23 protein-coding genes are annotated in these 26,518 nt (G+C 67.5%); 17 read left to right on the top strand and 6 right to left on the bottom strand.

Annotated elements, in window-relative coordinates:
• The first annotated feature begins 30 nt into the window (after positions 1 to 30).
• The 3 genes from FRZ61_RS24000 (at position 31) to FRZ61_RS23990 (ending at position 3,641) form a co-directional block, all read left to right on the top strand.
• Positions 31 to 1,515: a xylulokinase gene (locus tag FRZ61_RS24000; RefSeq protein WP_151120136.1), complete on the top strand. Its 1,485-nt coding sequence runs from the start codon at positions 31 to 33 to the stop codon at positions 1,513 to 1,515.
• A complete protein-coding gene (locus tag FRZ61_RS23995) occupies positions 1,512 to 2,825 on the top strand; it encodes an iron-containing alcohol dehydrogenase (RefSeq protein WP_151120135.1) in 1,314 nt (437 codons plus the stop codon). The genes FRZ61_RS24000 and FRZ61_RS23995 overlap by 4 nt, the downstream gene beginning before the upstream one ends.
• 159 nt (positions 2,826 to 2,984) lie before the next feature.
• A complete protein-coding gene (locus FRZ61_RS23990) occupies positions 2,985 to 3,641 on the top strand; it encodes a response regulator (RefSeq protein WP_151120134.1) in 657 nt (218 codons plus the stop codon).
• Between the two features lie 18 nt (positions 3,642 to 3,659).
• Here the strand turns inward: FRZ61_RS23990 and FRZ61_RS23985 are convergent, their stop codons facing one another.
• Positions 3,660 to 5,285: a hybrid sensor histidine kinase/response regulator gene (locus FRZ61_RS23985; protein ID WP_151120133.1), complete on the bottom strand. Its 1,626-nt coding sequence runs from the start codon at positions 5,283 to 5,285 to the stop codon at positions 3,660 to 3,662.
• 335 nt (positions 5,286 to 5,620) lie between these two features.
• Here FRZ61_RS23985 and FRZ61_RS23980 point away from each other — a divergent pair, with 335 nt between their 5' ends.
• From FRZ61_RS23980 to FRZ61_RS23955, 7 genes are all read left to right on the top strand, one after another.
• The gene (locus FRZ61_RS23980; RefSeq protein ID WP_225308981.1) at positions 5,621 to 5,926 is read left to right on the top strand and encodes a hypothetical protein; all 306 of its coding nucleotides are present in this window, start codon (positions 5,621 to 5,623) and stop codon (positions 5,924 to 5,926) included.
• A gap of 27 nt (positions 5,927 to 5,953) precedes the next feature.
• Positions 5,954 to 6,385 (top strand): hypothetical protein, encoded by a 432-nt coding sequence (locus tag FRZ61_RS23975; protein WP_151120132.1) that lies wholly within the window; start codon positions 5,954 to 5,956, stop codon positions 6,383 to 6,385.
• Between the two features lie 21 nt (positions 6,386 to 6,406).
• Complete coding sequence (locus FRZ61_RS26500; RefSeq protein ID WP_191909189.1) at positions 6,407 to 6,577, top strand: hypothetical protein; 171 nt, start codon at positions 6,407 to 6,409, stop codon at positions 6,575 to 6,577.
• Between the two features lie 3 nt (positions 6,578 to 6,580).
• Positions 6,581 to 7,978: an APC family permease gene (locus tag FRZ61_RS23970; protein WP_151120131.1), complete on the top strand. Its 1,398-nt coding sequence runs from the start codon at positions 6,581 to 6,583 to the stop codon at positions 7,976 to 7,978.
• Positions 7,979 to 8,050: 72 nt separating this feature from the next.
• Positions 8,051 to 8,740 (top strand): hypothetical protein, encoded by a 690-nt coding sequence (locus FRZ61_RS23965; protein ID WP_151120130.1) that lies wholly within the window; start codon positions 8,051 to 8,053, stop codon positions 8,738 to 8,740.
• Positions 8,741 to 8,751: 11 nt separating this feature from the next.
• Positions 8,752 to 9,099: a hypothetical protein gene (locus FRZ61_RS23960; RefSeq protein ID WP_225308980.1), complete on the top strand. Its 348-nt coding sequence runs from the start codon at positions 8,752 to 8,754 to the stop codon at positions 9,097 to 9,099.
• Positions 9,100 to 9,602: 503 nt separating this feature from the next.
• Entirely contained in the window at positions 9,603 to 11,204 is a 1,602-nt protein-coding gene (locus FRZ61_RS23955) for an APC family permease (protein WP_225308979.1), read from the top strand.
• Positions 11,205 to 11,324: 120 nt separating this feature from the next.
• Here FRZ61_RS23955 and FRZ61_RS23950 read toward each other — a convergent pair whose 3' ends face one another.
• From FRZ61_RS23950 to FRZ61_RS23930, 5 genes are all read right to left on the bottom strand, one after another.
• The gene (locus FRZ61_RS23950; RefSeq protein ID WP_151120129.1) at positions 11,325 to 12,836 is read right to left on the bottom strand and encodes an aldehyde dehydrogenase; all 1,512 of its coding nucleotides are present in this window, start codon (positions 12,834 to 12,836) and stop codon (positions 11,325 to 11,327) included.
• 266 nt (positions 12,837 to 13,102) lie between these two features.
• Positions 13,103 to 13,996 carry a DMT family transporter gene (locus tag FRZ61_RS23945; protein WP_151120128.1) on the bottom strand — a complete coding sequence of 298 codons (894 nt, stop codon included), beginning with the start codon at positions 13,994 to 13,996 and terminating at the stop codon, positions 13,103 to 13,105.
• Positions 13,997 to 14,021: 25 nt separating this feature from the next.
• Positions 14,022 to 16,550 carry a cation:proton antiporter gene (locus FRZ61_RS23940; RefSeq protein ID WP_151120127.1) on the bottom strand — a complete coding sequence of 843 codons (2,529 nt, stop codon included), beginning with the start codon at positions 16,548 to 16,550 and terminating at the stop codon, positions 14,022 to 14,024.
• A gap of 148 nt (positions 16,551 to 16,698) precedes the next feature.
• Positions 16,699 to 18,969 (bottom strand): CHASE2 domain-containing protein, encoded by a 2,271-nt coding sequence (locus FRZ61_RS23935; protein ID WP_151120126.1) that lies wholly within the window; start codon positions 18,967 to 18,969, stop codon positions 16,699 to 16,701.
• Positions 18,970 to 19,105: 136 nt separating this feature from the next.
• Positions 19,106 to 19,888, bottom strand: coding sequence for an MEDS domain-containing protein (locus FRZ61_RS23930; RefSeq protein WP_151120125.1), 783 nt, complete (start codon positions 19,886 to 19,888; stop codon positions 19,106 to 19,108).
• Positions 19,889 to 20,086: 198 nt separating this feature from the next.
• On the opposite strand from FRZ61_RS23930, the gene FRZ61_RS23925 reads away from it, so the two are divergent.
• From FRZ61_RS23925 to FRZ61_RS23895, 7 genes are all read left to right on the top strand, one after another.
• Positions 20,087 to 21,214, top strand: coding sequence for a cobalamin-independent methionine synthase II family protein (locus FRZ61_RS23925; RefSeq protein ID WP_151120124.1), 1,128 nt, complete (start codon positions 20,087 to 20,089; stop codon positions 21,212 to 21,214).
• Between the two features lie 66 nt (positions 21,215 to 21,280).
• Entirely contained in the window at positions 21,281 to 21,478 is a 198-nt protein-coding gene (locus FRZ61_RS23920; protein WP_151120123.1) for an FmdB family zinc ribbon protein, read from the top strand.
• Positions 21,479 to 21,556: 78 nt separating this feature from the next.
• The gene (locus FRZ61_RS23915) at positions 21,557 to 23,137 is read left to right on the top strand and encodes an NAD(P)/FAD-dependent oxidoreductase (protein ID WP_318526352.1); all 1,581 of its coding nucleotides are present in this window, start codon (positions 21,557 to 21,559) and stop codon (positions 23,135 to 23,137) included.
• Positions 23,134 to 23,877: an SDR family NAD(P)-dependent oxidoreductase gene (locus FRZ61_RS23910; RefSeq protein ID WP_151120122.1), complete on the top strand. Its 744-nt coding sequence runs from the start codon at positions 23,134 to 23,136 to the stop codon at positions 23,875 to 23,877. Before FRZ61_RS23915 ends, FRZ61_RS23910 begins: the two co-directional genes overlap by 4 nt.
• 48 nt (positions 23,878 to 23,925) lie before the next feature.
• Entirely contained in the window at positions 23,926 to 24,693 is a 768-nt protein-coding gene (locus FRZ61_RS23905; RefSeq protein WP_151120121.1) for an SDR family NAD(P)-dependent oxidoreductase, read from the top strand.
• On the top strand, positions 24,690 to 25,676 hold the full coding sequence (locus FRZ61_RS23900) for a CoA transferase subunit A (RefSeq protein WP_151120120.1): 987 nt from the start codon (positions 24,690 to 24,692) through the stop codon (positions 25,674 to 25,676). Before FRZ61_RS23905 ends, FRZ61_RS23900 begins: the two co-directional genes overlap by 4 nt.
• Entirely contained in the window at positions 25,673 to 26,512 is an 840-nt protein-coding gene (locus FRZ61_RS23895) for a CoA-transferase subunit beta (RefSeq protein WP_151120119.1), read from the top strand. Before FRZ61_RS23900 ends, FRZ61_RS23895 begins: the two co-directional genes overlap by 4 nt.
• The last annotated feature ends 6 nt before the right edge of the window (positions 26,513 to 26,518 follow it).

Genomic DNA, 26,518 nt, shown 5'->3' with positions numbered 1-26,518 from the left:
AACTTTCGGAGCTGACGATCCGGACCTGTCATGGGCCTTCTGCTCGGCATCGATCTCGGCAGCCAGAGCCTCAAGGCCGTGCTGCTCGACGAGCGCCTCGCGCTCAAAGGCAGCGGCCGGCGAAGCTACGCGATTGACTTTCCCCGGCCCGGCTGGGCCGAACAGGATCCACGGGCCTGGGAGAACGCGCTCGGGCCCGCCATTGCCGACGCGCTGGCTGCAGTGGGGTGCAGCCCCGGCGACGTCGCGGCCCTTGGCATCGCCGGTCAGCTCGATGGCTGCATTCCGGTCGATGCCAAGGGTCACTTTTCGCATCCCGCGCTGATCTGGATGGATCGGCGCGCCGATGCCTCGCTCAACCGGGTGCGTCACCGGCTGGGCACGCGGCGCGTTCGCACGCTGACGGGCGCCAATCTCGACGGCACCCACATGGCGCCGAAGATGCGCTGGCTGATCGACGAGACCGAGGCGGGCCGGCGCGCCGCCCTGTTCCACCAGCCGGTCACCTACATGGTGGAGCGGCTCACCGGTGTCCGCGCCATCGATCACGGGCTGGCCTCGACCTCGCTCGTCTACGGGCTGATCGAGGGCGGCTGGGTCCCTGAGCTGATGGCGGCCTTCGACCTGCAGCCGAAGCTGCTGCCGCCGCTGCGGCGCAGCGAGGACCGGGCCGGTAGGCTTCATGGCGAAGGCGCGCGGTTGACGGGGCTTCCCGCCGGCATTCCGGTGGCGGTGGGCACCGGCGACGATTTCTCGACGCCGCTCGGCGGCGGCGTGATGCAGCCCGGCATCGTCGCCGACGTGCTGGGCACCGCCGAGGTGGTGGGTGCCCTCGATCGCGAACCGCGCATCGATCCCTCGGCGCTGACCGAGACGCATCGCTATGTCGGCGATCGCTTCCACTATATCGAGAACCCCGGCTGGGTCTCGGGCGGCGCCCTCGAATGGTTGCGCGCGACCCTGGGCATCGCCGACTTCGCGAGCTTCGACCGCCTGGCGGCCGCGGTGCCTGCCGGTGCCGAGGGGCTGCTGTTCCTGCCGGCCTTGAACGGCGCCATGACGCCCGAATGGATCGCCGGCGCGCGCGGCTGCTTCTACGGCCTGACACCGGCCCACGGGCCCGGCCATCTGGCCCGCGCGGTGCTCGAGGGCAACGCCTTCGGGCTCAAGGATGTGGTGATGGCCCTGCGGGCCATGGGCGTCGCGGCCGACCGGCTGCGGCTCCTGGGCGGCGGGGCGCGCAGCGATCTCTGGGCGCAGATCCGCGCCGATGCGACGGGCCTGCCGGCGGAGCGCGCGCGGCTCGCCGATGCGAGCGCCGTCGGTGCCGCGATCCTGGGCGGCGTGGCCGCCGGCATCCTGCCCGATCTCGCCGGTGCCGCGGCGCTGATGAACGCCGACGGCCCCGTCATCGAGCCCGATCCCGCGCGCCATCGCCTCTATGGCGAGCTGCATGGCCGCTACCGCCAGCTCTTCCAGTCGCTCAAGCCGATGTACGGCGACGGCACGCCATGACGGGCGCCGATTCCATCATCGCCGAGCTTCTGGCGGGGCGTTGGCGCGATCCCGAGACCGGAACGGCGGTCTCCGTCCCGATCCGGCAAATCGCCATCGCGCCCAGCCTCGCGGGCAGCGAGGCCGAGCTGGTCAAGCCGCTGGGCCTCGGCCGGCGCCTTTCTCTCGTCAGCGATCCGATCACGCAGGAGCGTCTGGGCACGCGGGTCGAACGCGCGCTCGCGAGCATCGCTGCCGTCGAGCGCGTGGCGCTGCCCGACCGTCCGCATGCCGACGACGCCACGGTCGAGCGGGTCCGCCAGGCGACGGCCGGCGCGGACGCGCTCATCGCGGTCGGCTCCGGCACCATCAACGATCTCTGCAAATACGCGGCCTTCCTCGACGGCAAGCCCTATGCCGTGTTCGGCACGGCGCCGTCGATGAACGGCTATTGCTCGGCCAACGCCGCCATCACCGTCGGCGGCCTCAAGAAATCGCTGCCGGCGCGCGTGCCCGCGGGCGTGTTTCTCGATCTCGGGATTCTCGCGGCGGCACCCCCGCGCATGATCCGCAGCGGCCTCGGCGATTCGCTCTGCCGGCCCACCGCGCAGTTCGACTGGCTGCTCTCGCATCTGCTCCTGGGCACGCCCTACCGCCTGGCGCCCTTCGCGCTGCTCGCGGCCGATGAAGGCGCCCTGCTCGAGGAGGCGGGCGCGCTCGTGGCGGGCGACGCGGCGGCGATGGCACGGCTGGCGCGTACGCTCGTGCTGTCCGGCCTCGGCATGGTGATCTGCGATGGCAGCTATCCGGCGAGCCAGGGCGAGCATCTCGTCTCGCATTATGTCGAGATGATGGAAGGCGGCCGCCTGCCGGAGAGCTTCCATGGCGAGCAGATCGGCGTCACCACCCTGAGCCTCGCGCGGTTGCAGCAGCGCCTGATCGAAGGCCCGCCGCCGCTTCTGCGGGCGACGGCGATCGCACCCGGCGATCTCAAGCGGCATTTCGGCGCCGGGCGCGGCGAGGCCTGCCGCAAGGAATGGGCGGGCAAGGCGCTCGACGCGCCCCGGGCCGAGCTGCTCACCGCCCGGCTGGCGCAGGATTGGGGTCGCCTCCGGACCCGGCTCGCCGCCGTGATGCGGCCGGTCGCGCTGCTGGAGCGCGCGCTCGAGGCCACCGGCGCGCCGCGAAGGGCTTCCGAGCTGGGCTGGCCGGGGGCGCTCTACCGCACGGCGCTCATCCGCGCGCGCCAGACCCGCAACCGCTACACCGCGCTCGATCTCGCGGGCGATGCGGGGCTGCTCGAGGGTTTCGCGATAGAGGAAGCAGGCTGACCTTTCTCGTCCCGTTCCCCCCGGCGACGACCTGCATTCACGATCGGCCGCACCCTACCAATTTGATACCGCGGGCGATCCCGTCGGATTGCTGCGGACTTGAACGGGTGCAATAATTCGCCGGACCGGTGCATTGACGCTTTCCGGACGGCCATCATCATGCGAATCCTCATCGTCGACGACCATACCTTGTTCCGGCGCGGCTTTTCCCTGCTGCTGCAGCGCCTCTATCCCGAAACCGAGATCGAAGAAGCGAGCGACCTCGCCGACGCCCTCGCCGTGGTGGGGCGGGTGCCGGTCGACCTCATCCTGCTCGATCTGGCGATGCCGGGCACGGAGGGATTCGCCGGGCTCGAGCAGCTGCGCGATCTGCAGCCGGGCGCCGCGATCGTGATCGTTTCGGCCATCAACGATGCCGACCGGATCCGCGAGGCGCTGGAGCGCGGTGCCCGCGGCTATGTCATCAAGACCATCAATGACGCCGCGCTGAAGCATGCGCTGTCGCTGGTGCTCTCGGGCGAGACCTATGTGCCGGCGGAGCTGCTGCAGGAGCGCCCGCTCAAAGGCTTCGCCGCGCGGGAGGGGGCCGACAATCCGCTGGCCCACCTGACCGATCGCCAGCGCGACGTTCTGGGCCTGCTGATGACGGGCCAGTCCAACAAGGAGATCGCCCGCGACCTGGGCCTGCTCGAGAGTACGGTCAAGGCGCACATCAAGGTCATCCTGAACAAGCTCAGCGTCGCCAACCGGACCCAGGCGGCGATGGTCGCGACCACGCTGGGCCTGCAGCCCGCGCGCCCCGTTCAAGGCTCCTGATCCGGAGGCGGCGGCCGGTCAGCGCGTCCTCAGCAGCCGCTCGATCGCCTGCTGCAGCCGGTTCGGCTCGACCGGCTTGTGCAGCAGCTCGAAGCCTGAAGCGCTGGCCTCGGCCAGCCGCGCGGGCTCGGTATCGCCGGTGAGGATCAGGCCCGGGATCTGGCGGCCCAGGCGCTTGCGGATATAGCCGATCGCGCCGGCGCCGGTATAGCCGTCGCGCAGGCGATAGTCGGCGATGATGGCATGGGGCAGCGTCTCGCCGGCGCCGAGCTTGGCCAGCGCGGCCGGCGCCGATTCCGCGAGCAGCGTCCGATAGCCCCAGCGCCCGAACAGCGCCTTCATCGCCTCGAGCTGCTTGGGATCGTCGTCGATCGCCAGCAGCAGCGCGTCGTTGACATGCGCGGTGGCGGCTGGACGGCTGGACGGGCAAGGCGGCGCCGGCTCGAATTGCGGCTCGGTCAGGGGCACCAGCACGCGGAAGACGGACCCTCGGCCCGGTGTCGAGCGGACCTCGATCGGATGATCGAGCAGCTTCGCCACGCCGGCCACGATCGCGAGCCCCAGCCCCAGCCCGCGGGTACGGTCACGCTCGGGATTCCCGATCTGATAGAACTCCTCGAAGATGCGGCCGATCTTGTCGGCGGCGATGCCGATGCCGGTATCCAGCACCTCGATCGCCAGCCGATCGCCGGCATGCCGGCAGCCGACCAGCACGCGGCCGCGCTCCGTGTAGCGCAGCGCGTTCGACACCAGGTTCCGCAGGATCCTGCCCAGCAGCATCGGATCGGTGCGGATGGTTGCGCTCGAAGGCATCACGCGCAGGGTGAGCTTCCTCTCCCGGGCGGCTTCCGAGAACTCCGTCTCGATCTGGTCGAGCAGGTCGGCGATAGCGAATTTTCGGAACTGCGGCGCCAGCACGCCGGCATCGAGCCGCGACACGTCCAGCAGCGCATCCAGCAGCTCGTTGGCCGATTTCAGCGCATCCTCGACCGAATCCATCAGGTTGAGATCGCCCGGCTCGCGCAAGCCCAGGCGCAGCGCCGCCACGAACAGATGCGCCGCCTGCAGGGGCTGGCGCAGATCGTGGCTCGCCGCCGCCAGGAATCGCGATTTCGCGCGGTTGGCGCGCTCCGCCTCCGCATGGGCGCCGCGCAGGGCGTCTTCCGCCATCTTGCGTTCCGTGATGTCGCGCACGCTGGTGCGGAACCCCAGGGACTGACCGCTGCGATCGAACAGCGTCTGCCAGCTCACGGCCGCCCACACGACCTTCCCGTCCTTGCGCCGGATGCGGAAGGCCACGTCGTTGCCGCTCTGCCCGCGCTCGCCGCGATCGATCACCTCCGCGATCAGCGCGCGATCCTCTTCATGCACCAGCGGCAGGGGATAGTCCCGCATCGCCAGGCATTCCTCGACGCGGTAGCCGGTCATGCGCTCGACCGCGGGGTTGATCCAGAGTGCCCGGCCGTCGCGCCCCAGCCAGCTTTCCCAGTCGTAGGTGTAGTTGGCGATCGCCTCGAACAGGCGATCGGCCTCGGACAGAGGAACCGGGCGCGGCGGCACGGCCGGATCCACCTTGATCCTCGCCGGAGCGCTGGTTGTCCGCTTGTCGGGTGCGGGTTCGCCGTTGGAGTGAGGCGCGGGCATGGGTCTCTCTTCCCTCGGCCGGATAGTGGAACCGTTTGGGCAGCCCTTGTCCAGACGAGCCCGCTTCCTCCCCAATTTGGGGGAGGAGGGCCCCGAAGGAGCGACTCCTTTCAACCAAATGCTGCTTGGACAACCGGGGGAATCGAGGCGCAACGTTTCCTATAGGGAACAGAAGATTCCCAAAACAAATGGCGCCGACGGCAACCTCCGCCTTCCGGTCCCTGGGTCCAGACCCGATCGGGGACGGGCAGGGTGGCGAGTTCCGCCGAAGGAGCCGAGCAAAAGCCCGGGACGACCCCGAATGGGGCGGCCGGCGCTTCGAAGGGGGAAACCGCATGGCGCAATCCGTCCAGGATCTGCAATCCGCTCCGAATTTGGCTGCGCGCATCGAGAGCATGTTCGGGCGCGACAAGATCTTCGCCTGGGGCTTCGTCGTGGCGCTCTGGGCCACGGTCGCCTTCGTCCTGCTTTCGGTCAACTCGCTGATTCCGTCCAACGGCATCCGGATCGCTTCCTGGATCGCCGCGCTCGTGCTGCTGGTCTTCAACACCACGTCGATCGGCGCGATGGTCCGGCACTACAGCCACGACAAGCCTCACATCTACGGGATCGACATCAAGCATCTCGACGCCGGTCGCTGACACCGGGTCCTAGCGGAAGAGACATCCATGGCGCAGAAATACAATCCGCCGCGGCAGGGGAAGGCCGGCCAGATCTTCGACGTCCTCTGCCTCCTGGTGATGGTGTTCGCCGTTCTGTTCGTGCCCGTCTGGGCCAAGATCGCGGTGCCATCGCGAGTCCGCGTCCTGCCCGAAGGCGTGCAGATGCAGGAGGCGACCGACGCCGACGGCAACGTCACGCAGACCTGGACCGGCCTGACCTGGGAAGCGATCAAGCAGAACGAGACGATGCAGGCGCAGTGGCAGGCGCTGGGCTACAGCCTCGAGGGCGCGGCCGACATCGTCACCCAGCCCTTCGACTACACGCTCGATGTCGGCGGCATCGTCGCCACCGGCGTCGTGATCTTCGGCTACTTCGTGTTCGTGCTGGTGCTGTCCAAGCGCGAATACAAGGACGTGATCGCCGAGAAGTTCGAGTAGCGAAGGAAGCGGGGAACCATCATGGACGTCTGGCAAATCGTGGAATGGGCCGCCTGGATCCTGTCCGCGGCTCTGTGCGGCTGGATGCTGCTCGATTTCGTGAAGACGGATCGCAGTTACAGCGAAGAGCAACTGCTGAGCTCGCGCGAGGGCGTCGACGATCTCTTCGGCGACGCGAGAAAGGGGAGCTGAGCCATGGCCGAGCAAACGATGGGCAAGCCCCAGGCGCAGCGCATCCAGCTCCTCAAGGTGCTGGGACCGGCGCATGTCTGGGCACTCGGCGTCGGCATCGTGCTGGTCGGCGAGTTCATGGGTTGGAACTACGCGGTCGGCAAGGGTGGCGCCTATGGCGCGCTGATCGCCTGCTGGGTGATCGGGCTGCTCTATACCTGCGTCGCGATGATCGATTCCGAGATCACCTCGACCGTGGCCGCCGCTGGCGGGCAATATGCCCAGGCCAAGCACACGATCGGGCCGCTGATGGCCTTCAATGTCGGCCTCTATCTGGTGCTGGCCTATACCATGCTCGAGGCCGGCGACATCCAGGTGGCCGGGCAGCTGATCCAGATCGGCATCGGCGAGCTCGGCAGCAACGTGAACTGGGAGCCCTTCACCATCCTCTGCCTGGCGATTCTCGCTTGGCTCAATTATCGCGGCGTCTTCATGACGCTGACGGTGAATTTCGTCATCACCGCCGCGGCCTTCCTCACCATCATCATCCTCTTCGTCGGGCTGCAGCCCTGGAATCCGCGGGCAATCATGCATCACGCGGATCTGCTGACGGACCTGCCCTATGGCTGGCTCGGCGTGATCGCCGCCTTCCATTTCGGCATCTGGTTCTATCTCGGCATCGAGGGCACCTGCCAGGCGGCGGAGGAGGTCCGTTCGCCGGGCCGCGCGCTGCCGCTGGGCACGATGACAGGCATCATCACGCTCCTGATCGCCGCTGGCCTCACCTGGTACGTCTCCGTCGGCATGCTGCCTTGGGAGTATCTGGGCTGGGACCTGACCTTGGCGCCCTTGTTCGATACGGCGCGCGTCTCCGGCAGCAAGTTCCTGCATGTGGCGCTCTTCGTCGGCACGCTGTTCTCGGCGATCGCCTCCGCCAACGGCTGCATCAACGATGCCGCCAGGGCCTGGTTCTCGATGGGCCGCGACCGCTACCTGCCGCAATGGTTCGGCGCCGTGCATCCGCGCTACCGCACGCCCTACCGCTCCATCGTCTTCCTGATCCCGATCGCGGCGATCTTCGCGCTCTGGGTGCCGCTGGCGCAGATCATCACCTTCTCGATCCTGTCGGGCCTGCTCAACTACACCTTCATGCCGATCAACATGTGGAACTTCCGCAACAAGTGGCCGATCGGCTCGATCCGGCGCGGGTTCGAGCACCCGTTCCATCCCCTGCCGGCGGCGGTGCTGCTGTCGCTCTGCATCGTCACCTTCTTCGCCGTCTATCTTGGCTATGGCCGTCAGCTCCTGGCCATGATGGCCTTCTACATCATCGCCTCGCTCTGGTTCCATTTCCGCCGCTATCGCTACGTCCGCCGCGGCGACCAGTTCACCATGGCCTGGCCGAAGCCGCTGGGTTACTGAACCCTCGCGACGCGGGTGCCGCCGGCCGGCGCTCGCGCCGCCTTTCCTCCTGCGGGAGAGGTTGCCGCGACGATGTCATGGTTTGCCGCGCTTCTTGCGGCCCTGTTCCTGGCGATCCTGATCGCCATGCATCGCCGTCATCGCGCGCGGGTGAAGGCCGAGCGCGGCGCTCTCTTCGCGGAGGCTTTGCAGGTTCTCGACAGCTACCGCATCGAGCAGGACGACGTGGATTTCCCGGTCTTGCGCGGCCGCTATCGCGGCTTCGAGATCAGGCTCGAGCCCGTGGTCGACCATGTCGCGGTGCGCAAGCTGCCCTCGCTCTGGCTCCTGGCGACGGTCAAGGCCGAACTGCCGCAGACGGCCACGCTTGACCTCCTGGCGCGGCCGCTCAACACCGAGTTCTATTCGCCGAGCGGCCTCATGGAGCACCGCCTCAAGGCGCCGCCGGACTGCGCCACCGATCTGCGCGTCAGCGCCGATCGGCTGGAGGGTCTCCCCAGCGATGGGGTCGTGTCCCGCCAAGTCCCGCTCTTCCAGGACAGCAAGATGAAGGAGCTCGTGATGTCGCCCCGGGGCGTGCGGCTGGTCTATCAGTTGGCCGAGGCCGAGCGCCCGCATTATCTCGTGCTGCGCCAGGCCGAGTTCGGCGAGCCTCCGCGCCTCGATCCCGCCTTGCTGCGCCGGTTGCTTGATCGTGCCATCGCCATCATCGCCGATCTGCGCCGCGATCTGCTGCCGGCCGGCGAAGCCCGTCCATCCTGAGGAAGCCGTTCATGGCGAAACCGCAAGGCACGATGGCAAAGCCGGCATCCGGCGCGCCGACTGCCGAGGCCAAGCCGCCCTTCCATCCCTATCTGGTGCTGGCGATGTCGGTCTTCCCCGGCATCGGCCAGATCTTCAACGGCGATTCCAAGCGGGCCTTCATGTTCGCCTTCTCGATGCTGAGCCTGGGCTGGATCAGCTATCACCTGACAACGCCCGACCATTCCTTTCTCGGGCGCTATGCCGGCGGGGTCTTCGTCTATGCGATGTCGATCCTGGACGCCTACAAGCAGGCCCGCCTGCGCTGGGCGCTTTGGCATCACCGCCGCCGCCGGGAGGAGGGGGCCGACAAGAGCTGAAACCTGACTGATGGGGCCGTTTTATACCGGTCTCCCCCGAACGGGGGAGGATAAGCGGTATCGAATTGGTTCATAAGGGAAAATTCCGGTCCCTTTCATTGCGTCCGCGAGGCCACTCTGTTATCCAGATTCCATGGCGAATGTGGACATCAAGATCCTGACGCCCTGGGAGTCGAGGGACGGAACGGTGCCGACCGCACCGGGATGACCCTCTTGCCCGCCGCGTTCCGTGGAAACGGACGTGGCGGTTTTGTTTTGGGCATTGGGTTTCGGAGCAGGAATCCATGTCGAGGGGGAGCGTGAACAGCGTCGCGGGTGGGAGCCTGCCGGTTGCCGGCGGGTCTGGCGACGCCATGGCCTTCGCGTCCGTCCCCGAAGTGACGGCGGCGTCGCACCGCCGGCCCATCCTTCATCGATCCGCGGCGCAAGACCGGAAACCGGCATCGCCGCTCCACGCGAAACCGGGCCTGCGGGCCCGACGGCCACTTTAAGGGGGAACCTCAATGGCAACCGCTACCACGCATGCCCGATCGACGATGGTGCGCGACGTCGATTGGAAACAGGTCGTCTTCGTCGCCGCCGGCGTGCCGGCCCTGGTCCTGTTCTCGATGGGCGGCATCTCCGCCACCATCGGCGCGCCGGCCTGGCTGGTCTGGACCATCTCGGTGCTGATGGGCTTCGCCCAGGCCTTCACCTATGCCGAGATCGCCGGCCTCCATCCTTCCAAGACCGGCGGCACAGCCGTCCATGGCGCCACCGCCTGGATCCGCTACAGCCAGATCCTGGCGCCGCTCTCGCTCTGGTCGAACTGGCTGGCCTGGACACCGGTGCTGGCGATCGGCTCGGGGCTGGGCGCGGGCTATCTGCTCTCGATCTTCTTCGCCGCCGATTCCTCGGTGATGAGCTTCAACATCAACCTGGTCGATCTGGGCTTTGTCTCCGACGGCTTGCGGCTGCGCATCGATTCGACCTTCCTCATCGGCGCGGCGATCATGCTGGTCGTCTTCGCGATCCAGCATCGCGGCATCCTGCGCACCGCCCAGATCCAGACCTTGCTGACGATCGCCTCGCTCCTGCCGCTCTTCGTGGTCTGCATCATCCCGCTGCTGTCGGGCAACGTGCACAGCGCCAACTTCTCGCCCTTCACGCCGCTGGCGACCGACGCCAACGGCCAGGTCATCCCCGGCGTCTGGGACCGTGAAGGCATCAAGTTCTTCCTCGGCGGTCTCTTCATCGCCGCCTGGTCGGCCTACGCCTTCGAGACCTCGGTCTGCTACATGAGCGAGTTCAAGAATCCGGGCCGCGACATGCCGCGGGCCATCATCGTCTCGGGCCTCATCTGCATCGCGGCCTATGTGCTGGTGCCGGTGGTGTTCCAGGGCTTCTTCGGCACCCAGAAGATGCTCGATCCCGGCATCTATTCGGGCGCCGGCATGGGTCTCGCCCTGGCGGAGATGGTGCAGGGCGGGCCCTTCATCACCACGGTGCTGGTGATCCTGCTGTTCTTCACCCTGATGCTCGCCATCATGACGGCGATGGCCGGCTCGTCGCGCACGCTCAACCAGGGCGGACAGGACGGCTGGTTCCCGAAATATCTGAGCTATGTGAACAGCCACGGCGCGCCGACCCGCGCCATGTGGACCGACCTCTGCTTCAACCTGATCCTGCTCATGATGTCGGACTACCTGTTCGTGCTGGCGGTCTCCAACTGCAACTACCTGATCTTCAATTTCCTCAACCTCAATGCCGGCTGGATCCATCGCCTCGACAATCCCGGCGTCAAGCGGCCCTGGCGCTGCCCGAACTGGCTGCTCGCGATCGGCGCCGTCTTCGGCTATGTGAACGCCTTCTTCCTGGGGGCGGGCGCCAATGTCTGGGGCGCGGGGACCCTGTGGGCGGGCTTCATCTCGGCGGCGCTGGTGGTGCCTTTCTTCCTCTACCGGCACTACGTTACCGACCAGGGCAAGTTCCCCGAGCACATGTATTCGGACCTGCTGCTGGACGGGCAGAAGGAGCTCGGGCCCAAACGGGCGGGCATGCTGCCTTATCTGGCCCTGCTCGGCGGCGTGGTCAGCTGCGCGCTCGGCTACTTCATCTTCTGGTGACGCGGGCTCCCGCCCGCGCCGGATCGGCGTAAAAAAAACCGGCGGGATCCCGTGGATCCCGCCGGTTTCGCTTCAAGTCCATGAAGCCGGCGGCTACGCCGCCGGTCCTCGGGTTCCTTCCTATTCGAGATGCATCCAGACCGACTTGGTCTGGGTATGGAGCAGCATCGATTCGAAGCATTTGTCGCGGCCCTGGCCGGACTGCTTGTAGCCGCCCCACTGCATCGTCATGTCGCCGTGGTCGAAGCAGTTCACCCACACCACGCCCGCCTGCAGGTCGCGCGCGGCCTTGTGGGCGGCATCGACATTCTTGGTCCAGACCGAGGCCGCCAGGCCGTAGAGCGAATCGTTGGCGATCTCGATGGCCTCGTCGATGTTCTTGAAGGTGAGGACCGAGGCGACCGGCCCGAAGATCTCCTCCTGGGCGATGCGCATGTCGTTCTTCACGCCCGCGAACAGGGTCGGCTGCACATAGGCGCCCTTCTCGAGCCCCTTGGGCACGCCGCCGCCGAAGCAGAGCTTGGCGCCTTCCTTCTTGCCGATGTCGATATAGCCCAGCACGCGCTTCTGCTGGTCCTTCGTCACCAGCGGCCCCATCTGGGTCGCCGGATCGAACGGATCGCCCGGCTGGAACACGTTCTTGGCGCGCTTGGTGAAGAGGTCGAGGAACTCGTCATGGACCTTCTTCTCGACCAGGAGCCGCGAGCCCGCATTGCAGACCTCGCCCTGGTTGCCATAGATGCCGGCGATCGCGTAGTTGACCGCGGTGTCCAGGTTGGCGTCGCCCATGATGATCTGCGGGGTCTTGCCGCCGCATTCCGTGGTGACGCGCTTCATGTTCGACTGACCGGCATAGATCATGAGCTGCTTGCCGATCTCGGTCGAGCCGGTGAAGGCGATCTTGTCGACGTCGAGATGGAGCGCCAGCGGCTTGCCGACCTCCTCGCCATAACCCTGGACGACGTTGAGCACGCCGGCGGGGCCGCCCGCCTCCATGAACAGCTTCGCCATCAGGTTGGCGGAGAGCGGCGATTGCTCGGCCGGCTTGAGGATGACCGAGTTGCCGGTGGCGAGCGCCGGCGCGATCTTCCAGGCCGCCATCATCAGCGGATAGTTCCAGGGCACGATGCAGCCCACGACGCCCAGGGGCTCGCGCACGATGAAATGGAACTCCGAGGCCGCGGTCGCGGTCACCTGGCCGAAGATCTTGTCGATGCATTCGGCCATGAACTGGAAGGTGAGGGCCGAGCCCGGCACGTCGCTGTTGAGCATGTCGCTGACCGGCTTGCCCATGTTGAGCACGTCCAGCAGCGCGAAATCGACCGCATGCTCGCGGATCAGGTTGGCGTAGCGATAGAGCACGTCCATGCGGTCGCGCGGCGCCATGCGGCTCCACACGCCGCTCTTGAAGGCCTTGCGGCCGGATTTCACCGCCGCATCCACGTCCGACGCGTCGGAGCGGGCGACCTCGGCGATCACATCGCCGTTGGTCGGGTTGATCGATTCGAAGGTCTTGCCCTTCCTGGCGGGCACGAACTTGCCGTCGATGAAATTGCGGGTCTCGGGCTTGATCTTGCCCGCGAGCTTGTGCCAGTCCTTCTTGCCGAGCTTCTTGGCCTGTTCGAGATCCATGCGTCCTCCTTTGCCGGCGCCGGGAACAGGCGGGGCCCTCGGGAATCGGGGCCCGATGAACGCCTCCTCGCAGCGCGGGAACTGCCGCTGTCTGAGCCGGATTCCGGGCGTGAACGGCCGCGATGCCGCTCGTCGGGGCTTTGCCTCTTGGCGCCGGATCCTGTTGGCAGGAGCTTATACCATCGGCGCCCGGGGCCGGCCACTACCGCTCAAGGGATAGTGCGCTATAGCCGTATTCCCATATCGGGAATTATTCCCCGATCCCCTCAGCGCGCTGTGGGCTGCAGGCGTTCGCGATACCAGATGTAGAGACCGGAAGAGACGATGAGGGCGGCGCCGATCGCGGTCCAGCCGTCGGGCAGGTTGCCGAACACCAGATAGCCGATGGTCACGGCCCAGGCGAGCTGCAGATAGCTGAAGGGCGCCAGCAGGGAGGCGGGCGCCAGCGTGAAGGCGCGGATCATGCAGAGATGCGAGAGGGCGCCGGCGAACCCCAGGAACACCATCAGCGCCCAGCCCTCGAGATCGGGCCAGCGCCAGGCGCCGGGCAGCATCGCGGTCATGACCAGAAGCCCGACCACGCCGGAATAGAACAGCGTCACCGACCAGTGGTCGATCGGCCCCAGGAGCCGCGTGACGATCTGATAGAGGGCGAAGCAGGCGGCCACCAGGACCGGCATGGTCATCGCCCAGTGCATCACGCCGAATCCGGGCCGGATGATCAGGAGGACGGCGAAGAATCCCACCGCCACGGCGATCCAGCGTCGCGGCCCCACGCGCTCCTTGAGCAGCGGCACGGACAGCGCCGTGAGGAACATCGGCGCCACGAAGCCGATCGAGGCGGCGGTGGCGAGCGGGATGTAGCGCAGCGCGATGAAGTAGAAGACGGTCGAGCCCAGCAGCAGCACCGAGCGGATCAGCTGCAGGTCGAGCCGGCGCGTGCGGAACACCGCCCCGCCGCGCCAGGCCAGCAGGATCGGCAGCGCCGTCAGCATATGGAACAGATAGCGCGACCAGGTGATCTGCACCGTCGGGTAATCGGCGCTCAGATATTTCGCGGTCGAATCCATCATCACGAAGCCCAGGCCCGCGGCCAGCTGCCAGGGAATGCCCGCCATGACCGAGCGCAGCGGGGACAGGGCGGGACTGGTCTGGCTCATGAGAGGAGGATGGGGGAAGGGCTTTTCAGCCGACGGCGGAATCGAGCGCCGCGACGCGGGCCTTGGCGACCGCCGCGATCTCGCCGGCGAGCTCGGGATCGGCCTCGCTGAGGCGCGCGAGGTCGCGGGCGCTCAGCACCAGGAGGTTGGTATAGGAGAGCGCCATCACGCTGGCCGTGCGCGGGCGGTTGGTCACCAGCGCCACCTCGCCGAAGAACTCGCCGGTGCCCAGGCGAACGGGGGTGTGGGGCAGGATCACCTCGACGGCGCCGGAGGTGATGAAGAACATGGTGTCGCCATGCTCGCCGGCCGTGACGATCCGCTCGTCCGGCAGCGCCAGGCGCGGGCGCATCAGCTTGGAGACGCGCCGGCGGGCATCGTTGGAAAGCCCCTGGAACAGCCGCACGCGCTGCAGCAAGGTCTCGGGCGCCATCGCGATATCGAGCCGCAGCTGCCGCATCGCGTGCTTGCGGCGCTGCTCGAGGCCGCGCAGCAGGCTGTCGAACACCTCTTCGCTGAGAACGGCCTCCTTGTGCATCGAGCGGTAGCCGTCCTCGATCGAACGGAAGGCGAGGCGGCTGACATAGAGCTCCTCGAGCTGGTGGGCATAGTCGGGATATTGCAGCCGCAGGGCGCCCAGGCCCTTCGCCACGCCGTCGCGGCGGCGCTGCAGCACGGCGCCGGCCGCCGCCGCCGCCCCTTCGCCCACCACCGGCCGCACGCGCCGGCGCAGGAACTCGCCCAGATCCACCAGCAGCAGCGAGCTCACGAACAGCTTGTTGAAGCGATCGCTCAGCATCTCCTCGAGCGGCCGGTCGATCGCGAACGATTGCTGCAGCAGCATGACCCAGCGCATCGTGCGCGGAAACTTGATGATGTCGTCGACAGCCTCGACATAGCCCGTGACGCCGCCCTGCTTGAGCCCGTCCATCAGGCGGCTGGCATCGGCCAGCTTGATCTCGGCCGTCCGCCGGCTGAGGGTGCCCTCGCGCAGGCGCTGATGCACCAGCTCGACCTCGTACTGGGTGAGGATCGACAGGGCCACCGCCGCCATGTCGAGCTCCTGCCCGTCCGGGGCGGGGCCGGCCCCGCCGCCTTCGGCCGGCGGTGCCGGCGACGCGACCGGTGCCGGTGTCTTGGCGGTCGGCGCCTCGATCTGGTCGAAGACGCGCTTCGTGAGCGCGGGATCGAGCCCTTCGGCCGTGACCGTGGCCTCGACCTTTCCCTTGGCCTCGGCATGGGCGAGGTCGAGCGCGCCGGCGCGCAGCGCGCGCTCGGTGGCCCCCAGCTTGTCGAGCCCCAGCAGGCGCAACAGCGGCCGCAGGGTGGGCGCGTTGATGAACAGGGTGAAGAGCACGAAGCCCGTGGTCAGCGCCCCCACCAGATGGCGGGTCTCCGCGGGCAGCTCGGGCGCCGCCGCGACGCCGAGCGCCAACGCCAGCGACACGGCGCCGCGCAAGCCGCCCCAGACGATGACGGCGCTGTAGGCGCCGTTGACGCGGCCCGTGAGCCCCATCGCCGCCAGCGGCGGCAGCAGCCCATAGACGACGATGCCGCGCGCCACCAGGGCGGCTGCCACCAGCACGGCCAGGCGCAGGAGATCCACCGCCGCCAGGCCGGCCAGGAGCTGGGGGACCAGCATGGCCGCCAGCACGAAAATGAGCGAGTTCGACCAGAAGCCCAGCTGCTCCCAGGTCTCGACCAGGCTCTCCCAGGAGGTGGGCGTGACGCGCGTGCGGCCGTTGGTTCCGAGCGTCAGGCCGGCGACGACGCAGGCCACCACGCCCGAGACATGGAGATACTGGCTGCCGATGATGAAGCTCAGATAGGCGAGCGCCACGGTGAAGGTCATCTCGGCATATTTGAAGCCGCGCAGGGCCGGCAACAGCAGGGCCGCGACCCGGGCCAGGAGATAGCCGAAGACGGCGCCGCCCAGGAACTCCAGCAGGAAGTCGGTCACGGTATGGAGAAGGCTGCCTTCGCCATTGCCGGTGATGAGGCCGGCGATGAGGCTCGCCAGCGCGATCGCGGCCGCGTCGTTGAAGAGGCTTTCTCCCTGCACCAGCAGGGTGAGACGCCGCGGCGCGCCGATATCGCGGAAGATGCCGACCACGGCCGCCGGATCGGTGGTGGCGATGACGGCCCCCAGCAGCAGCGCCGCCAGCAGGCCCGCCCCGGTGATCTGCCAGAGCGCCGCCCCCACCACGAGCGCCGTGACGATCACGGCGACCACCGCCATCAGCAGGATCGGCACGATCTCGTCCATGAGACGGCGCACATCGAGCTTCAATGCCATCTCGAACAGGAGCGGAGGCAGGAAGATGTAAAGGAACGCATCGCCCGGGATCTCGAGATGGCCCAGCGCGGTCAGGAAATCGTTGGCGACGTCGCCTTTCGGCGGCTGGCCGATCTCGATCACCACGCCGAGCCCGACGCCCAGCATGGCGAGCAGCACGGTCTCCGGCAGCATCAGGCGTCGGGCGAGAGAGGGCAGGAGGCTGACCAACACGAACAGCCCGGCCAGTCCGAAGACGGTGGAGACGACCCCCTGCATGATGTCTGTCTTGCCGGCGCTCTGGCCCGTTTCGGGAAATGAATCTCGGATTCGGCTCGGGAACGGGTGGCCCCGGACCTGCCCGGACGGCCAGCCTAGCCCGGAAAACTCGGCAAGGTCACGCGGCGAGAGGGGCCGCCGCCGAGATTCAGCCGGTCTTGCCCAAGGCCTCGAAGACCCCGTCCCAGGCCGGCGGGGGCGGGGCGCCGCGATAGCCCTCGATCCGGCGCCGATAGAGCGTGTAAAGCGGCATCAGGCCCGGGAAATGACGCTCGGTCTGGTCATGCAGCCGGGCAAGGGCTTCGGTGGCACCCGCCCAATCCTGGGCCCGGTAGGCGCCGATCAGGGATTTGTGAGAATCCAGCAATTCCTGGAAGGGGGCGCCGGCGGCCAGGGCCGCGTCGCCGATCAAGGCATGGACCGGCTCCGGGCGCTGCTTGCCCTTGACCCGGACCAGGTCGATCTCGATCAGGGCGAAGCTCGGGCCGTTCCCGGCGGCGGGTGCCACCGCGCGGGCGGTGCCGTCGCCGATCACGCAATCGACCCCGTACATCCGGGTCAGGCCTTCGAGCCGCGAGGCGAGGTTCACCGCGTCGCCGATGGCGGTATAGGCCTTGCGCTGCTCCGAGCCCATATAGCCGACGCTGCAGGGACCGGTATTGACGCCGATGCCGAAGGCGAGGCCCATCGGGCCCTCGCCCTTCTCGGCGGCCTCCTTCGCGAGCTCGGCATTGAGCGCGGCCAGCGCGGCGCGCATCGCCAGCGCCGCCTCGACCGCCTGGCGCGCGTGATCGGGCAGGTCGAGCGGCGCGTTCCAGAAGGCCATGATGGCGTCGCCCATGTACTTGTCGATCGTGCCGGCATGGTCGTCCTGGATCACGCGCGCCATCGGTGTCATGAAGCGGTTGATGAGCCGGGTGAGATCCTGCGGCTCGAGCCCCTCGGCGATGCTGGTGAAGCCCTGCAGGTCGGTGAACATCACCGTGAGCTCGCGCAGCTCGCCGCCGAGCTTGGGCGGCTCGGGCTGGCTCGCCAGCTTCTCGACCAGGACCGGCGACAGCATCTGGCTGAAGACATCGCGGATGAAGCGCTTCTCGCCTTCGGTGCGCAGATATCCCAGGAAGGCCGTGACCATGTAGAGCAGCAGCGCCACCGCGACCGGGAAGATCGGATCGACCAGCCAGCCCTGGCGCGTGAAGGCGAACCAGGAGGCGGCGATGGCGGCGACGCTGCCGATGACGCCGACGGTGGCGCCGCCGATCGCCGAGAATCGCCGCGCGATCAGGATCAGCGCGCTGCCGAAGAGGAGCAGGAACGCGATCTCGAGATCGGATGCCCAGAAGGGCCGCTTGAGATAGGTGCCGGTGACGATCTGCTCGAGGATCTGGGCATTGACCTCGACCCCCGACATGGTCGGGCTCAAGGGCGATGGCTTGAGATCCTTCAGTCCCTCGCTGGTGGAACCGACCAGGATGATATGGCCGGCGATGCGGCTCGGGTCGGCCGATTGATCCAGAATCTGCCAGGCCGGGACGAAGCGGCTGGGCTGCGTGCCGGTGTCATAGAGGAGAACCGAGCTGTCTCCCGCCGTGGGAATCACGGCGGTGCCGCGATGGCCGGCGATCCGGACGAGCGAGACGCCGCGATCGACGAATTCGAGGACGTTGTTGGCGCCTGAGGCCTTGATTTGATAGGTCGAGCTGTTCAGCGCGACACGCAGAGCCTCCGAGGCGAAGCCCGGCACGATGATCTCGCCATAGGCCGAGAGCAACGGCAGGCGCCGGATGACGCCGTCGGAATCGGGGACCGCATTGACCGCTCCGTAGCCGCTGGCGGCTTCCTCGAAGATCGGGAGCGCGCGGACCGCCTCCGAGAAGGCCGGCAGGAAAGGAATGGCATTGTCACCGGCATTGCTGATGCCGGCCTTCCGTGGCATCGGCAACAGGCTGCCGGAGGGCACGGGCTCGTTCACCAGCGCGACGGCCACAACCGTCGGTCCGCTGGCGAGCGCCTGGGCCAGCGCCAGGTCGGGGTCGGGCAGGTTCTGCAGCACCGCCTTCAGGCTTGCCTGGTCTGCATTGTCCGGCCAAAGCCGCAGCAGGTTCTGCGGTCCCATGCGGTCGGGCTCGGCCAGGATGATGTCGAGCGCCACGGCCGCGGCGCCCTCTTGGCCCAGCTTCGTCACCAGCTCCGCCAGCTTCGAGCGCGGCCAGGGCCATTGGCCGATCCGGGCCAGGCTCTCCTCGTCGATATCGACGACGGTGACCCCGGCATCGGCATAGGGCCGCGGGTGGAAGCGCTGATAGCTGTCGAAGACCAGATTGCGCAGCCGCGCGATGCCCGGGCCTTCCTCGGCCCGCACCACCAGGGTTGCCAGCAGAAGCGCGAAGGGGATGAGAAGGTCGAGCCAGCGCTTCATGCCCGGGGGCCGCGGTTGACGATGGCCCGGAGTCTAAAGCGCCGCTTCCTGAAATTGAATCGGGAAGCGCCCGGGAGTCCCGGTCCGGCCGCATTTTCCGCGGCGAGGCCGCGCGCCGCCGGCCTTCGCGGCGGTTCTAGCCCTGCGGGGGAAGGAAGAAGCCCTGCCGCAGCTGCTCGTCGAGATGGACGATCGGATGCGTGCAGCAGGCTTCCAGCACGTTCTCGCCGTCGAAGCGCGTGATGTCGTACTGGCAGACGATGGTCACGTCGGGATACTCGTCGAGCAGCTTGTTCAGCCGGCGCTCATAGGCGTGGATCTCGTCGACGCCGGGCGTGTTGGAGAAGAACCAGTCCATCTCGCCCGTCACGAGATGCTTGCGAAAGCCGTCGTCGCGCATGCGCACCATGATCAGCCGCATGAAGGAGATCATGAAGTCGGCCGAGAAGGCGCCCTGCCGCAGATAGGAATCCTGCGCGGGGAAGATGCGCAGCAGGCCGCGATTGATGGCGTCCTGCGCGTCGATGCCTTCGGCGCTGACCCGCTCGAGAAGCTGGTCGCGGCTCGAGGCCTGATGGAGATAGGTGGTCGGCAGGCCCGCTCGGTAATGATCGAGGAAATAGTGGCGGAACGCCTCCCACTGCTCGATCGGGTTGCGGAAATAAAGGCAGACATGCTTGTGCCGCCCGTCCTGGGCCGCCTGATGCAGCGCATCGGCGAAGGAAGGGGGCCGCCCCGGCATCGTGATCGGCAGGCCCGTGCTGCGACGCAGCAAGAACTCGTCGAGCATCTTCTGGTCGAAGCGCCGTTCGGCGCGGACGCCGATGCGATGGCAGGAGAGCAGCCCGTCCCGGGTCCAGCGGCGCAAGGAGGTCTTGCTCACGCCGAGATACTCCGCCGCCTCCTCCAGAGTCAGCATTCCTCTGTTTTTATCGATCATTAGTCCCGCTTGGCTGCACGCAACGCCGGCCACTCCCTACGCAAATTCGCTGCCCGAGGCAATTGCCATTCTAGGCAAGTCGGAGGCAAGAAAGAATATGTTTGACCAACTATGATCAATTAAGATACAGTCTGACCAATAAAAGGGCATAAGCCATTAATAACTCGGGAGGATGACATGAAAATCAGGGGTCAAGAGATTCTTATCCCGACTTCCATGGTCGGGAATTATCCGAATCCGCGTTGGTGGGATGCGTCCTGGGGACGCCATTTCACCGGCAATCAGGAGCCGCCGGACTCGATGAACCGCGAGGCTCTCGAGGACGCCATCGGGGCTGTCGCGCTCGACCAGGAGATCGCGGGGCTCGACATCATCGCCGACGGTCGCGTCCACGGCGACAACTACGCCGATGCGGCCGTCTACTACTACCTGCGCCGCCTCGGCTACGACCTGAAGGGCGGCCATCTCGGCTTCCCGATCTATAGCCGCCTCCATGCCGGCACCCTCGAGCAGGCGGTCCGTCGCCACGGCGCGATCATGGTCGAGCAGGCCAAGGCGCTCCGCCGTGCCACGAAGAAGCCCACCAAGATCCAGTACACGGGCGTGCAGGTGCTGGCGCAATGCACCAACGACCTGCATTACAGCAACAGCCGCGACCGCGCGCTCGCCATCGCCAAGGCGATCAACCAGGACGTGCTCGAGGTCGATGCGCTCGGCATCGACTTCATCCAGTTCGACGAGTTCACCTGGCCCTACTTCTACGAGGACTGGGCGATCGAGGCCTTCAACACGATGGTCGAGGGCGTGAAGAACGCCAAGGTCATCGTCCATGTCTGCTGGGGCAATTGGGGCGGCACGCCGGCCTATTACCCGGACGAGACGGCCAAGGCCGGCGAGGTGTTCGATCTCACCAAGCGCAAGCTCGACGCGGCCGCGCCCTCGGCGACCCGCTCGATCGTGCCGAAGGCCTATGGCGCCCATATCAACGTGCTGAATCTCGAGACCTGCGGGCGTCGGTCGGACGATCTTTCCGGCCTCGACACCTTCAAGGAATTCCCGCTGCCCGATGGCGTCGACTTCTGGGCCGGCGTGATCGACGTCAAGAGCACCATCACGGAGACGGCCGAGCAGGTCGCCGACCGGATCCGCAAGCTCCTGCGCGTCATCCCGGCCGAACGGCTCGGCGTCACGACGGATTGCGGGCTGATCCTGCTGCAGCGCTACATCGCCAAGGACAAGCTCCACGCCATGGTCGAAGGCGCGAAGCTCGTCCGCGACGAGATCCGCAACCGCAAAGCCGCCTGATCGTCAGGCCGATTGGCATACCGCGCCGCTCCGGGGCCAGCGCCCCGGGGCGGCGAAGGAGAGGTCATGCCCGTCTACACCCTGCAATGCCCGGATTGCGGCCATCGCTTCAAGGGAATGGTGATGGCTCATACCGAGCCGCCGCGCGAATGGGCCTGCTCGAATTGCGGCAGCCGGCGCGCCCAACCCGCGTCGGGAACGAAGCCCGAGCCTCACCCCTGGGAGCAGGGAACCGTCAAGGGCTGCCCCTGCTGCAGCGGCTGAGGCGGAGCCTCCCATGATCCCCCTGATTTCGAATCATCACGAAAGGCCCGCCCGATCGGGCCGCAAGGAGAATAGTCAATGATGGACGGCGGAACGATCTGGGATGCCCGCAACACCTCCCTGACCATCGACCAATGGGCGGTGAAGATCGAGGAGGCGCTGGAGCAGGCCGGTCGCTCGGAAGCGATCTTCAACGTCGATCCGAACGACAACCGGGAGTTCGACACGATCTTCATCGGCGGCGGCGCCGCCGGGCGTTTCGGCTCGGCCTATCTGCGCGCGATGGGCGGCCGTCAGCTCGTGATCGACCGCTGGCCCTTCCTCGGCGGTTCCTGCCCCCACAACGCCTGCGTGCCGCATCACGTGTTCTCCGAATGCGCGGCCGAGCTGATGCTCGCGCGCACCTTCAGCGGCCGGTTCTGGTTCCCGAAGATGGACGGCGTCACGGTCAACATGAAGGAGATCGTCGACCTGTTCCGGCGCGGGCGGACGGGCCCCCACGCCGTCATGAACTATCAGAGCAAGGAGCAGCTCGACATCGAGTTCGTCCTGAACGCGCCGGCGCGCATCATCGATGCGCACACGGTCGAGGTGGCGGGGCGGCGCTTCAAGGCGCGCACGCTGGTGCTCGGCCTCGGCGCCCGGCCCCAGCGCCTGGCGGTGCCCGGCGTCGATCTCAAGGGCGTCTATGACTACACCAGCTTCGTCGAGACGCTCGACTATGAGCCGGGCAACACGGCCGTGGTGGTGGGCGGCAGCAAGACGGCGGTCGAATATGGCTGCTTCTTCAACGCCACCGGCCGGCGCACCGTGATGCTGGTGCGCAGCCAGCTCCTGAAGCTGATCCCGGACGCCGACACGCGCACCTATGTCATCGACCGGATGCGCGACCAGGGCATCGAGATCATCGAGGGCGCCGAGGTCGTCAGGATCGAGGGCGATTCCCGCGGCCGTGTCGCCAAGCTGGTGGCCAAGACGCCGAACGGCCCGCTCGAGATCAAGACGGATTTCGTCTTCCTCGGGCTGGGCGAGACGCCGAATTCCGAGGCCGCGGTCGAGGCGCTCGGCGTCAAGACCGATCCCAAGACCGGCGCCGTCCTGGTCGATGACAGCCTCCGGACCTCGGTGCCGAACGTCTATGCCGTGGGCGACCTGATCGGTGCGCCCATGGAGATGTTCAAGGCGCGCAAGAGCGGCACCTACGCGGCGCGCGCCATCATGGGCCAGGCGATCTCCTACCGGCCCACCGACTGGCCGGATTTCCTCCATACGCATTACGAGGTGACCTGGCTCGGCCTCGGCGAGGACGAGGCGCGCAAGCGCTACCGCAACGTCGTCGTGATCCGCATGCCACCGCACAATCCCAACGGTCTCGATATCGGGCTCCCGGCTTCCGACCGCGTCATGCTCTATGCGATGGCCAAGCCCCGCATGTCGGGCTTCCAGAAGCTGGTGATCGACGGCGACAGCCGGCGCATCGTGGGCGCCCATCACGTGGGCTACGGCGCAAGGGATGCCTTCCAGTATCTCTATGTGCTGGTGAAGCAGGGCCTGACCATCGACCAGCTCGGCGACATGGACGAGCTGTTCCTCAACCCGACCCACTTCATCCAGCTCTCGCGCCTGCGCGCGGGCCAGAAGGAGCTGCGCGACCTATGAGCCGCGTGGTGCTCGTCACCGGCGCCGCCTCGGGAATCGGTCTCGGCCTGGCCGAGCATTTCCTCGGGGCGGGCGACCGGGTCGTCGCCTTCGACCGCGATGCCGAAGGGCTCGGCAAGCTGGCGCGCAAGGGAAGGGACGGGACCCTCGTCACCGTCATCGGCGATGTCGGTGCGGCCGCCGACGTCGAGGCTTGCGTCGCCGAAGCCGAGCGCCGGTTGGGCCCCGTCGATCTGCTGATCAACAATGCCGGCACCACCGGCGGGCCGAAGGCGACGACCGTCCACGAGACCTCGGTCGCCGATCTCGATCTCGTCCTTTCGGTGAATATCCGCGGGCCCTTCCTCATGTGCCGGCGCGTGCTGCCGTCGATGGCGGCGCGCGGGCGCGGCATCATCGTCAACATCGCCTCGGTCGCGGGCCTGGTCGCCTTTCCGGGCCGCGCCGCCTATTCGGTCACCAAGGGCGCCATCATCCAGCTCACCCGCTCGATCACCGTCGATTACGGGCGCCATGGCATCCGCGCCGTCTCGCTCTGTCCCGGCATGATCGATACGCCGCTGACCCATTGGCGCCTCAGCGATCCGGCCTTGCGCGAGGAGGTTCTGGCCCGCATCCCGCAGCGTGCGATCGGCAGCATCGCCGACGTGGTCGCGGCGGTGAAGTTTCTCGCGAGCGACGAGGCCGCCTACTTCAACGGCGGCGCCGTGCCGATGGATGGCGGCTATCTCGCGATCTAGCGGCAGGGAACAGGTTTCGGAAAAGCTCGGCACCATGAAAGGACGCCCATGTCGGATCGGTTGAAAGGACAGGTCATCGCCATCACCGGCGGTGCCGCGGGAATCGGATTGGCCGTGGCCAACGCGGCCGTGCGGGAAGGCGCCAAGGTCGCGCTGATCGATCTCGACGGCGATCTGGCGGGTCGCTCGGCCGGCGCCTTGCGCAAGCAGGGACACGAGGCGGCCGGCTTCGGCGCCGACGTGACCAACGCCGCCGGCATCGCCGCCGCGCTCGACTCGGCGGGGCAGGCCGTCGGCCCGCTCTCGGGCCTCGTCAACAATGCCGGCATCGCGGGCTTCGGCTCCGTCCACGAGGCCGATCCCAAGGCCTGGGACCGGATCATGGCGGTGAACGTGACCGGCACCTTCCTCGCCTCGAAGGCGGTGCTGCCCGGCATGCTGGCGCGGCGCAAGGGCTCGATCGTCAATTTCGGATCGGTCGCCGGTGTCGTCGGCATCCCGACCATGGCCGCCTACTGCGCGGCCAAGGGCGCCATCGTGAACCTCACGCGCCAGATGGCGGCGGACTATTCGGGCAAGGGCGTGCGGGTCAATGCCGTCTGCCCCGGCACCGTCGCTTCCACCGGCATGGGCCAGCAGCTCCTGGGCAGCGATACCAGCCCGGAAACCCAGGCACGGCGCCTGGCGAAATACCCGATCGGGCGTTTCGGCAACCCCGAGGACATCGCCGAAGCGGTCGTCTTCCTCCTGAGCGACCAGGCCGCCTTCGTCTCCGGTGCCGCCTTCGCCGTGGATGGGGGCATGACCGCGATATGAACGACCCTCGCACGCCGCATCGGGAGGGGCCGCGCCGGGACGACGGGATCCATACGCGCCCCGACAAGCGGACGCGGCTGGAAGACCTCGCGGCGCTGGTCAAGGACGGCGACATGATCGCCGTGGGCGGCGGGCTCTCCTCGCGCGAGCCGATGGCGATCCTGCGCGCCCTCCTGCGCCGGCGCATCCGCGGCCTGCGCGCGGTCGGCTCGGCCCATGGCATCGATATCGACCTGCTGTGCGGCGGCGGTGCCGTCTCCTGCTCCTCCGAAAGCTATGTCGGGTTCGAGCAGGATTTCGGGATCGCGCCCAACTATCGGCGCGCCTGCGAGAGCGGCGAGGTCAAGGTCGACGACAGCTGCTGCTACACGCTGGTCCAGCAGCTCCGCGCGGCCGTGCTCGGGCTGCCTTTCATGCCGGTCCGCTCCGTGCGCGGCACCTCCTTTCCCGAGCTTCACCCGGAATACAAGACGATCACTTGTCCCTACACCGGCCAGGAGTTGCTGCTGGTGCCGGCGCTGGCACCGGACGTGGCCATCCTCCATGCCCAGTACGGGGACGCCCAGGGGAACCTGCGCATCGAGGGTCCGCCGGTGATGGACCTGCTCTTCGCCAAGGCGTCGCGATCGGTGATCGCCTCGGTGGAGACGATCGTGTCCACCGAGCGGCTGATCGAGCTGGGCGGCATCACGATCCCCTATTTCTACGTCACCGCCCTGGCGGAGCTGCCCCTGGGCGCCCATCCCACGGCCTGCTACCCGTTCTATGCCTATGACCGGCCGCACACGGCGCTCTATTACGAGGCGGCCCGCGGGGGCCCCGAGCGTTTCTCGGCCGACTATCTCCAGCCCTTCGTCCATGGCTGTCCCGATCATGCCGCCTATCTGGCGCGCATCGGCGAGGCCACGCGCCGGCGCCTGGCCTCGTGGTCCGCGGGCGAAGCGGCCTGGATGTCCCTCTATCGCGAAGAGGTGACGGCGTGATCCACGATTGCAGCCTGGGCGAATTCATGATCGCCGCCATCGCGCGCACCATCGAGGACGGGAAGCTCGCCTTCCATGGCTTCGGATCGCCGCTCGTCCAGCTCGCCATGCATGTCGCCAAGCGGACCCACGCGCCGAACATGGTGCTGATCGCCGGCGCCACCTATGGCGTGGATCCCGATCCTCCCTTTCTGGCCCCCACCTCGAACGACTGGGTCATGGATCGCGGCGCCTCGTCCTCCCTCGACATCGAGGAGCTGTTCGACCTGGCCGCCGCCGGACGCATGGGACGCATGTTCCTCTCCGGCCTGCAGATCGACAAATGGGGCAATTGCAACGTCACGCGGCTGGGGAAGAGCAAGCTCGCGCTCAAGCTGCCGGGCGGCGGCGGGGGCTGCAACCTCTCCTGCGACGTGCAGCATCTGACGCTCTGGACGACGGGGCACCGTTCGCCGCCGGATTCCGCAGGGAAGCGGCGCTTCCGCCTGGTCGAGGTCTGCGACTTCGTCACCAATCTCGGTCATCGCACCGCCGATGGCCGCGACCGGCGCGAGCTGGGCCATCGCGGCCAGGGACCCGAATGGCTGGTGACCGATCTCGGCCTGTTCGATTTCGACCCCGAAGGTCATGCCCGGCTTCAGGCCCTCTACCCGGACATCACGGTCGAGGAGGTCCGGGAGAACACCGGCTTCGAGGTCCGGACCGCCGGGCCCGTGGCGGTCCTGCCGGCGCCGGACCGCGAGACCGTGGCGCTCATTCGCCGTCTCGATCCGCTGCGGGTTCACGAGCATGAAATCCGGCCCGACGATCGCGGCCGGCGCTTCGCGGTGGCGTGATGTCCG

This window comes from Hypericibacter adhaerens (assembly GCF_008728835.1).
GTDB lineage: Bacteria > Pseudomonadota > Alphaproteobacteria > Dongiales > Dongiaceae > Hypericibacter > Hypericibacter adhaerens.
This window is presented reverse-complemented; position numbering and strand designations above follow the sequence as displayed.

Coding starts and splice junctions, on each gene's coding strand:
- FRZ61_RS23955 (WP_225308979.1), top strand. CDS start 9,603: ATGGCAACCGCTACCACGCATGCCCGATCGACGATGGTGCGCGACGTC.
- FRZ61_RS24000 (WP_151120136.1), top strand. CDS start 31: ATGGGCCTTCTGCTCGGCATCGATCTCGGCAGCCAGAGCCTCAAGGCC.
- FRZ61_RS23980 (WP_225308981.1), top strand. CDS start 5,621: ATGGCGCAATCCGTCCAGGATCTGCAATCCGCTCCGAATTTGGCTGCG.
- FRZ61_RS23940 (WP_151120127.1), bottom strand. CDS start 16,550: ATGCAGGGGGTCGTCTCCACCGTCTTCGGACTGGCCGGGCTGTTCGTG.
- FRZ61_RS23935 (WP_151120126.1), bottom strand. CDS start 18,969: ATGAAGCGCTGGCTCGACCTTCTCATCCCCTTCGCGCTTCTGCTGGCA.
- FRZ61_RS26500 (WP_191909189.1), top strand. CDS start 6,407: ATGGACGTCTGGCAAATCGTGGAATGGGCCGCCTGGATCCTGTCCGCG.
- FRZ61_RS23975 (WP_151120132.1), top strand. CDS start 5,954: ATGGCGCAGAAATACAATCCGCCGCGGCAGGGGAAGGCCGGCCAGATC.
- FRZ61_RS23970 (WP_151120131.1), top strand. CDS start 6,581: ATGGCCGAGCAAACGATGGGCAAGCCCCAGGCGCAGCGCATCCAGCTC.
- FRZ61_RS23985 (WP_151120133.1), bottom strand. CDS start 5,285: ATGCCCGCGCCTCACTCCAACGGCGAACCCGCACCCGACAAGCGGACA.
- FRZ61_RS23925 (WP_151120124.1), top strand. CDS start 20,087: ATGAAAATCAGGGGTCAAGAGATTCTTATCCCGACTTCCATGGTCGGG.
- FRZ61_RS23945 (WP_151120128.1), bottom strand. CDS start 13,996: ATGAGCCAGACCAGTCCCGCCCTGTCCCCGCTGCGCTCGGTCATGGCG.
- FRZ61_RS23990 (WP_151120134.1), top strand. CDS start 2,985: ATGCGAATCCTCATCGTCGACGACCATACCTTGTTCCGGCGCGGCTTT.
- FRZ61_RS23960 (WP_225308980.1), top strand. CDS start 8,752: ATGGCGAAACCGCAAGGCACGATGGCAAAGCCGGCATCCGGCGCGCCG.
- FRZ61_RS23930 (WP_151120125.1), bottom strand. CDS start 19,888: ATGCTGACTCTGGAGGAGGCGGCGGAGTATCTCGGCGTGAGCAAGACC.
- FRZ61_RS23915 (WP_318526352.1), top strand. CDS start 21,557: ATGATGGACGGCGGAACGATCTGGGATGCCCGCAACACCTCCCTGACC.
- FRZ61_RS23920 (WP_151120123.1), top strand. CDS start 21,281: ATGCCCGTCTACACCCTGCAATGCCCGGATTGCGGCCATCGCTTCAAG.
- FRZ61_RS23965 (WP_151120130.1), top strand. CDS start 8,051: ATGTCATGGTTTGCCGCGCTTCTTGCGGCCCTGTTCCTGGCGATCCTG.
- FRZ61_RS23910 (WP_151120122.1), top strand. CDS start 23,134: ATGAGCCGCGTGGTGCTCGTCACCGGCGCCGCCTCGGGAATCGGTCTC.
- FRZ61_RS23950 (WP_151120129.1), bottom strand. CDS start 12,836: ATGGATCTCGAACAGGCCAAGAAGCTCGGCAAGAAGGACTGGCACAAG.
- FRZ61_RS23905 (WP_151120121.1), top strand. CDS start 23,926: ATGTCGGATCGGTTGAAAGGACAGGTCATCGCCATCACCGGCGGTGCC.
- FRZ61_RS23900 (WP_151120120.1), top strand. CDS start 24,690: ATGAACGACCCTCGCACGCCGCATCGGGAGGGGCCGCGCCGGGACGAC.
- FRZ61_RS23995 (WP_151120135.1), top strand. CDS start 1,512: ATGACGGGCGCCGATTCCATCATCGCCGAGCTTCTGGCGGGGCGTTGG.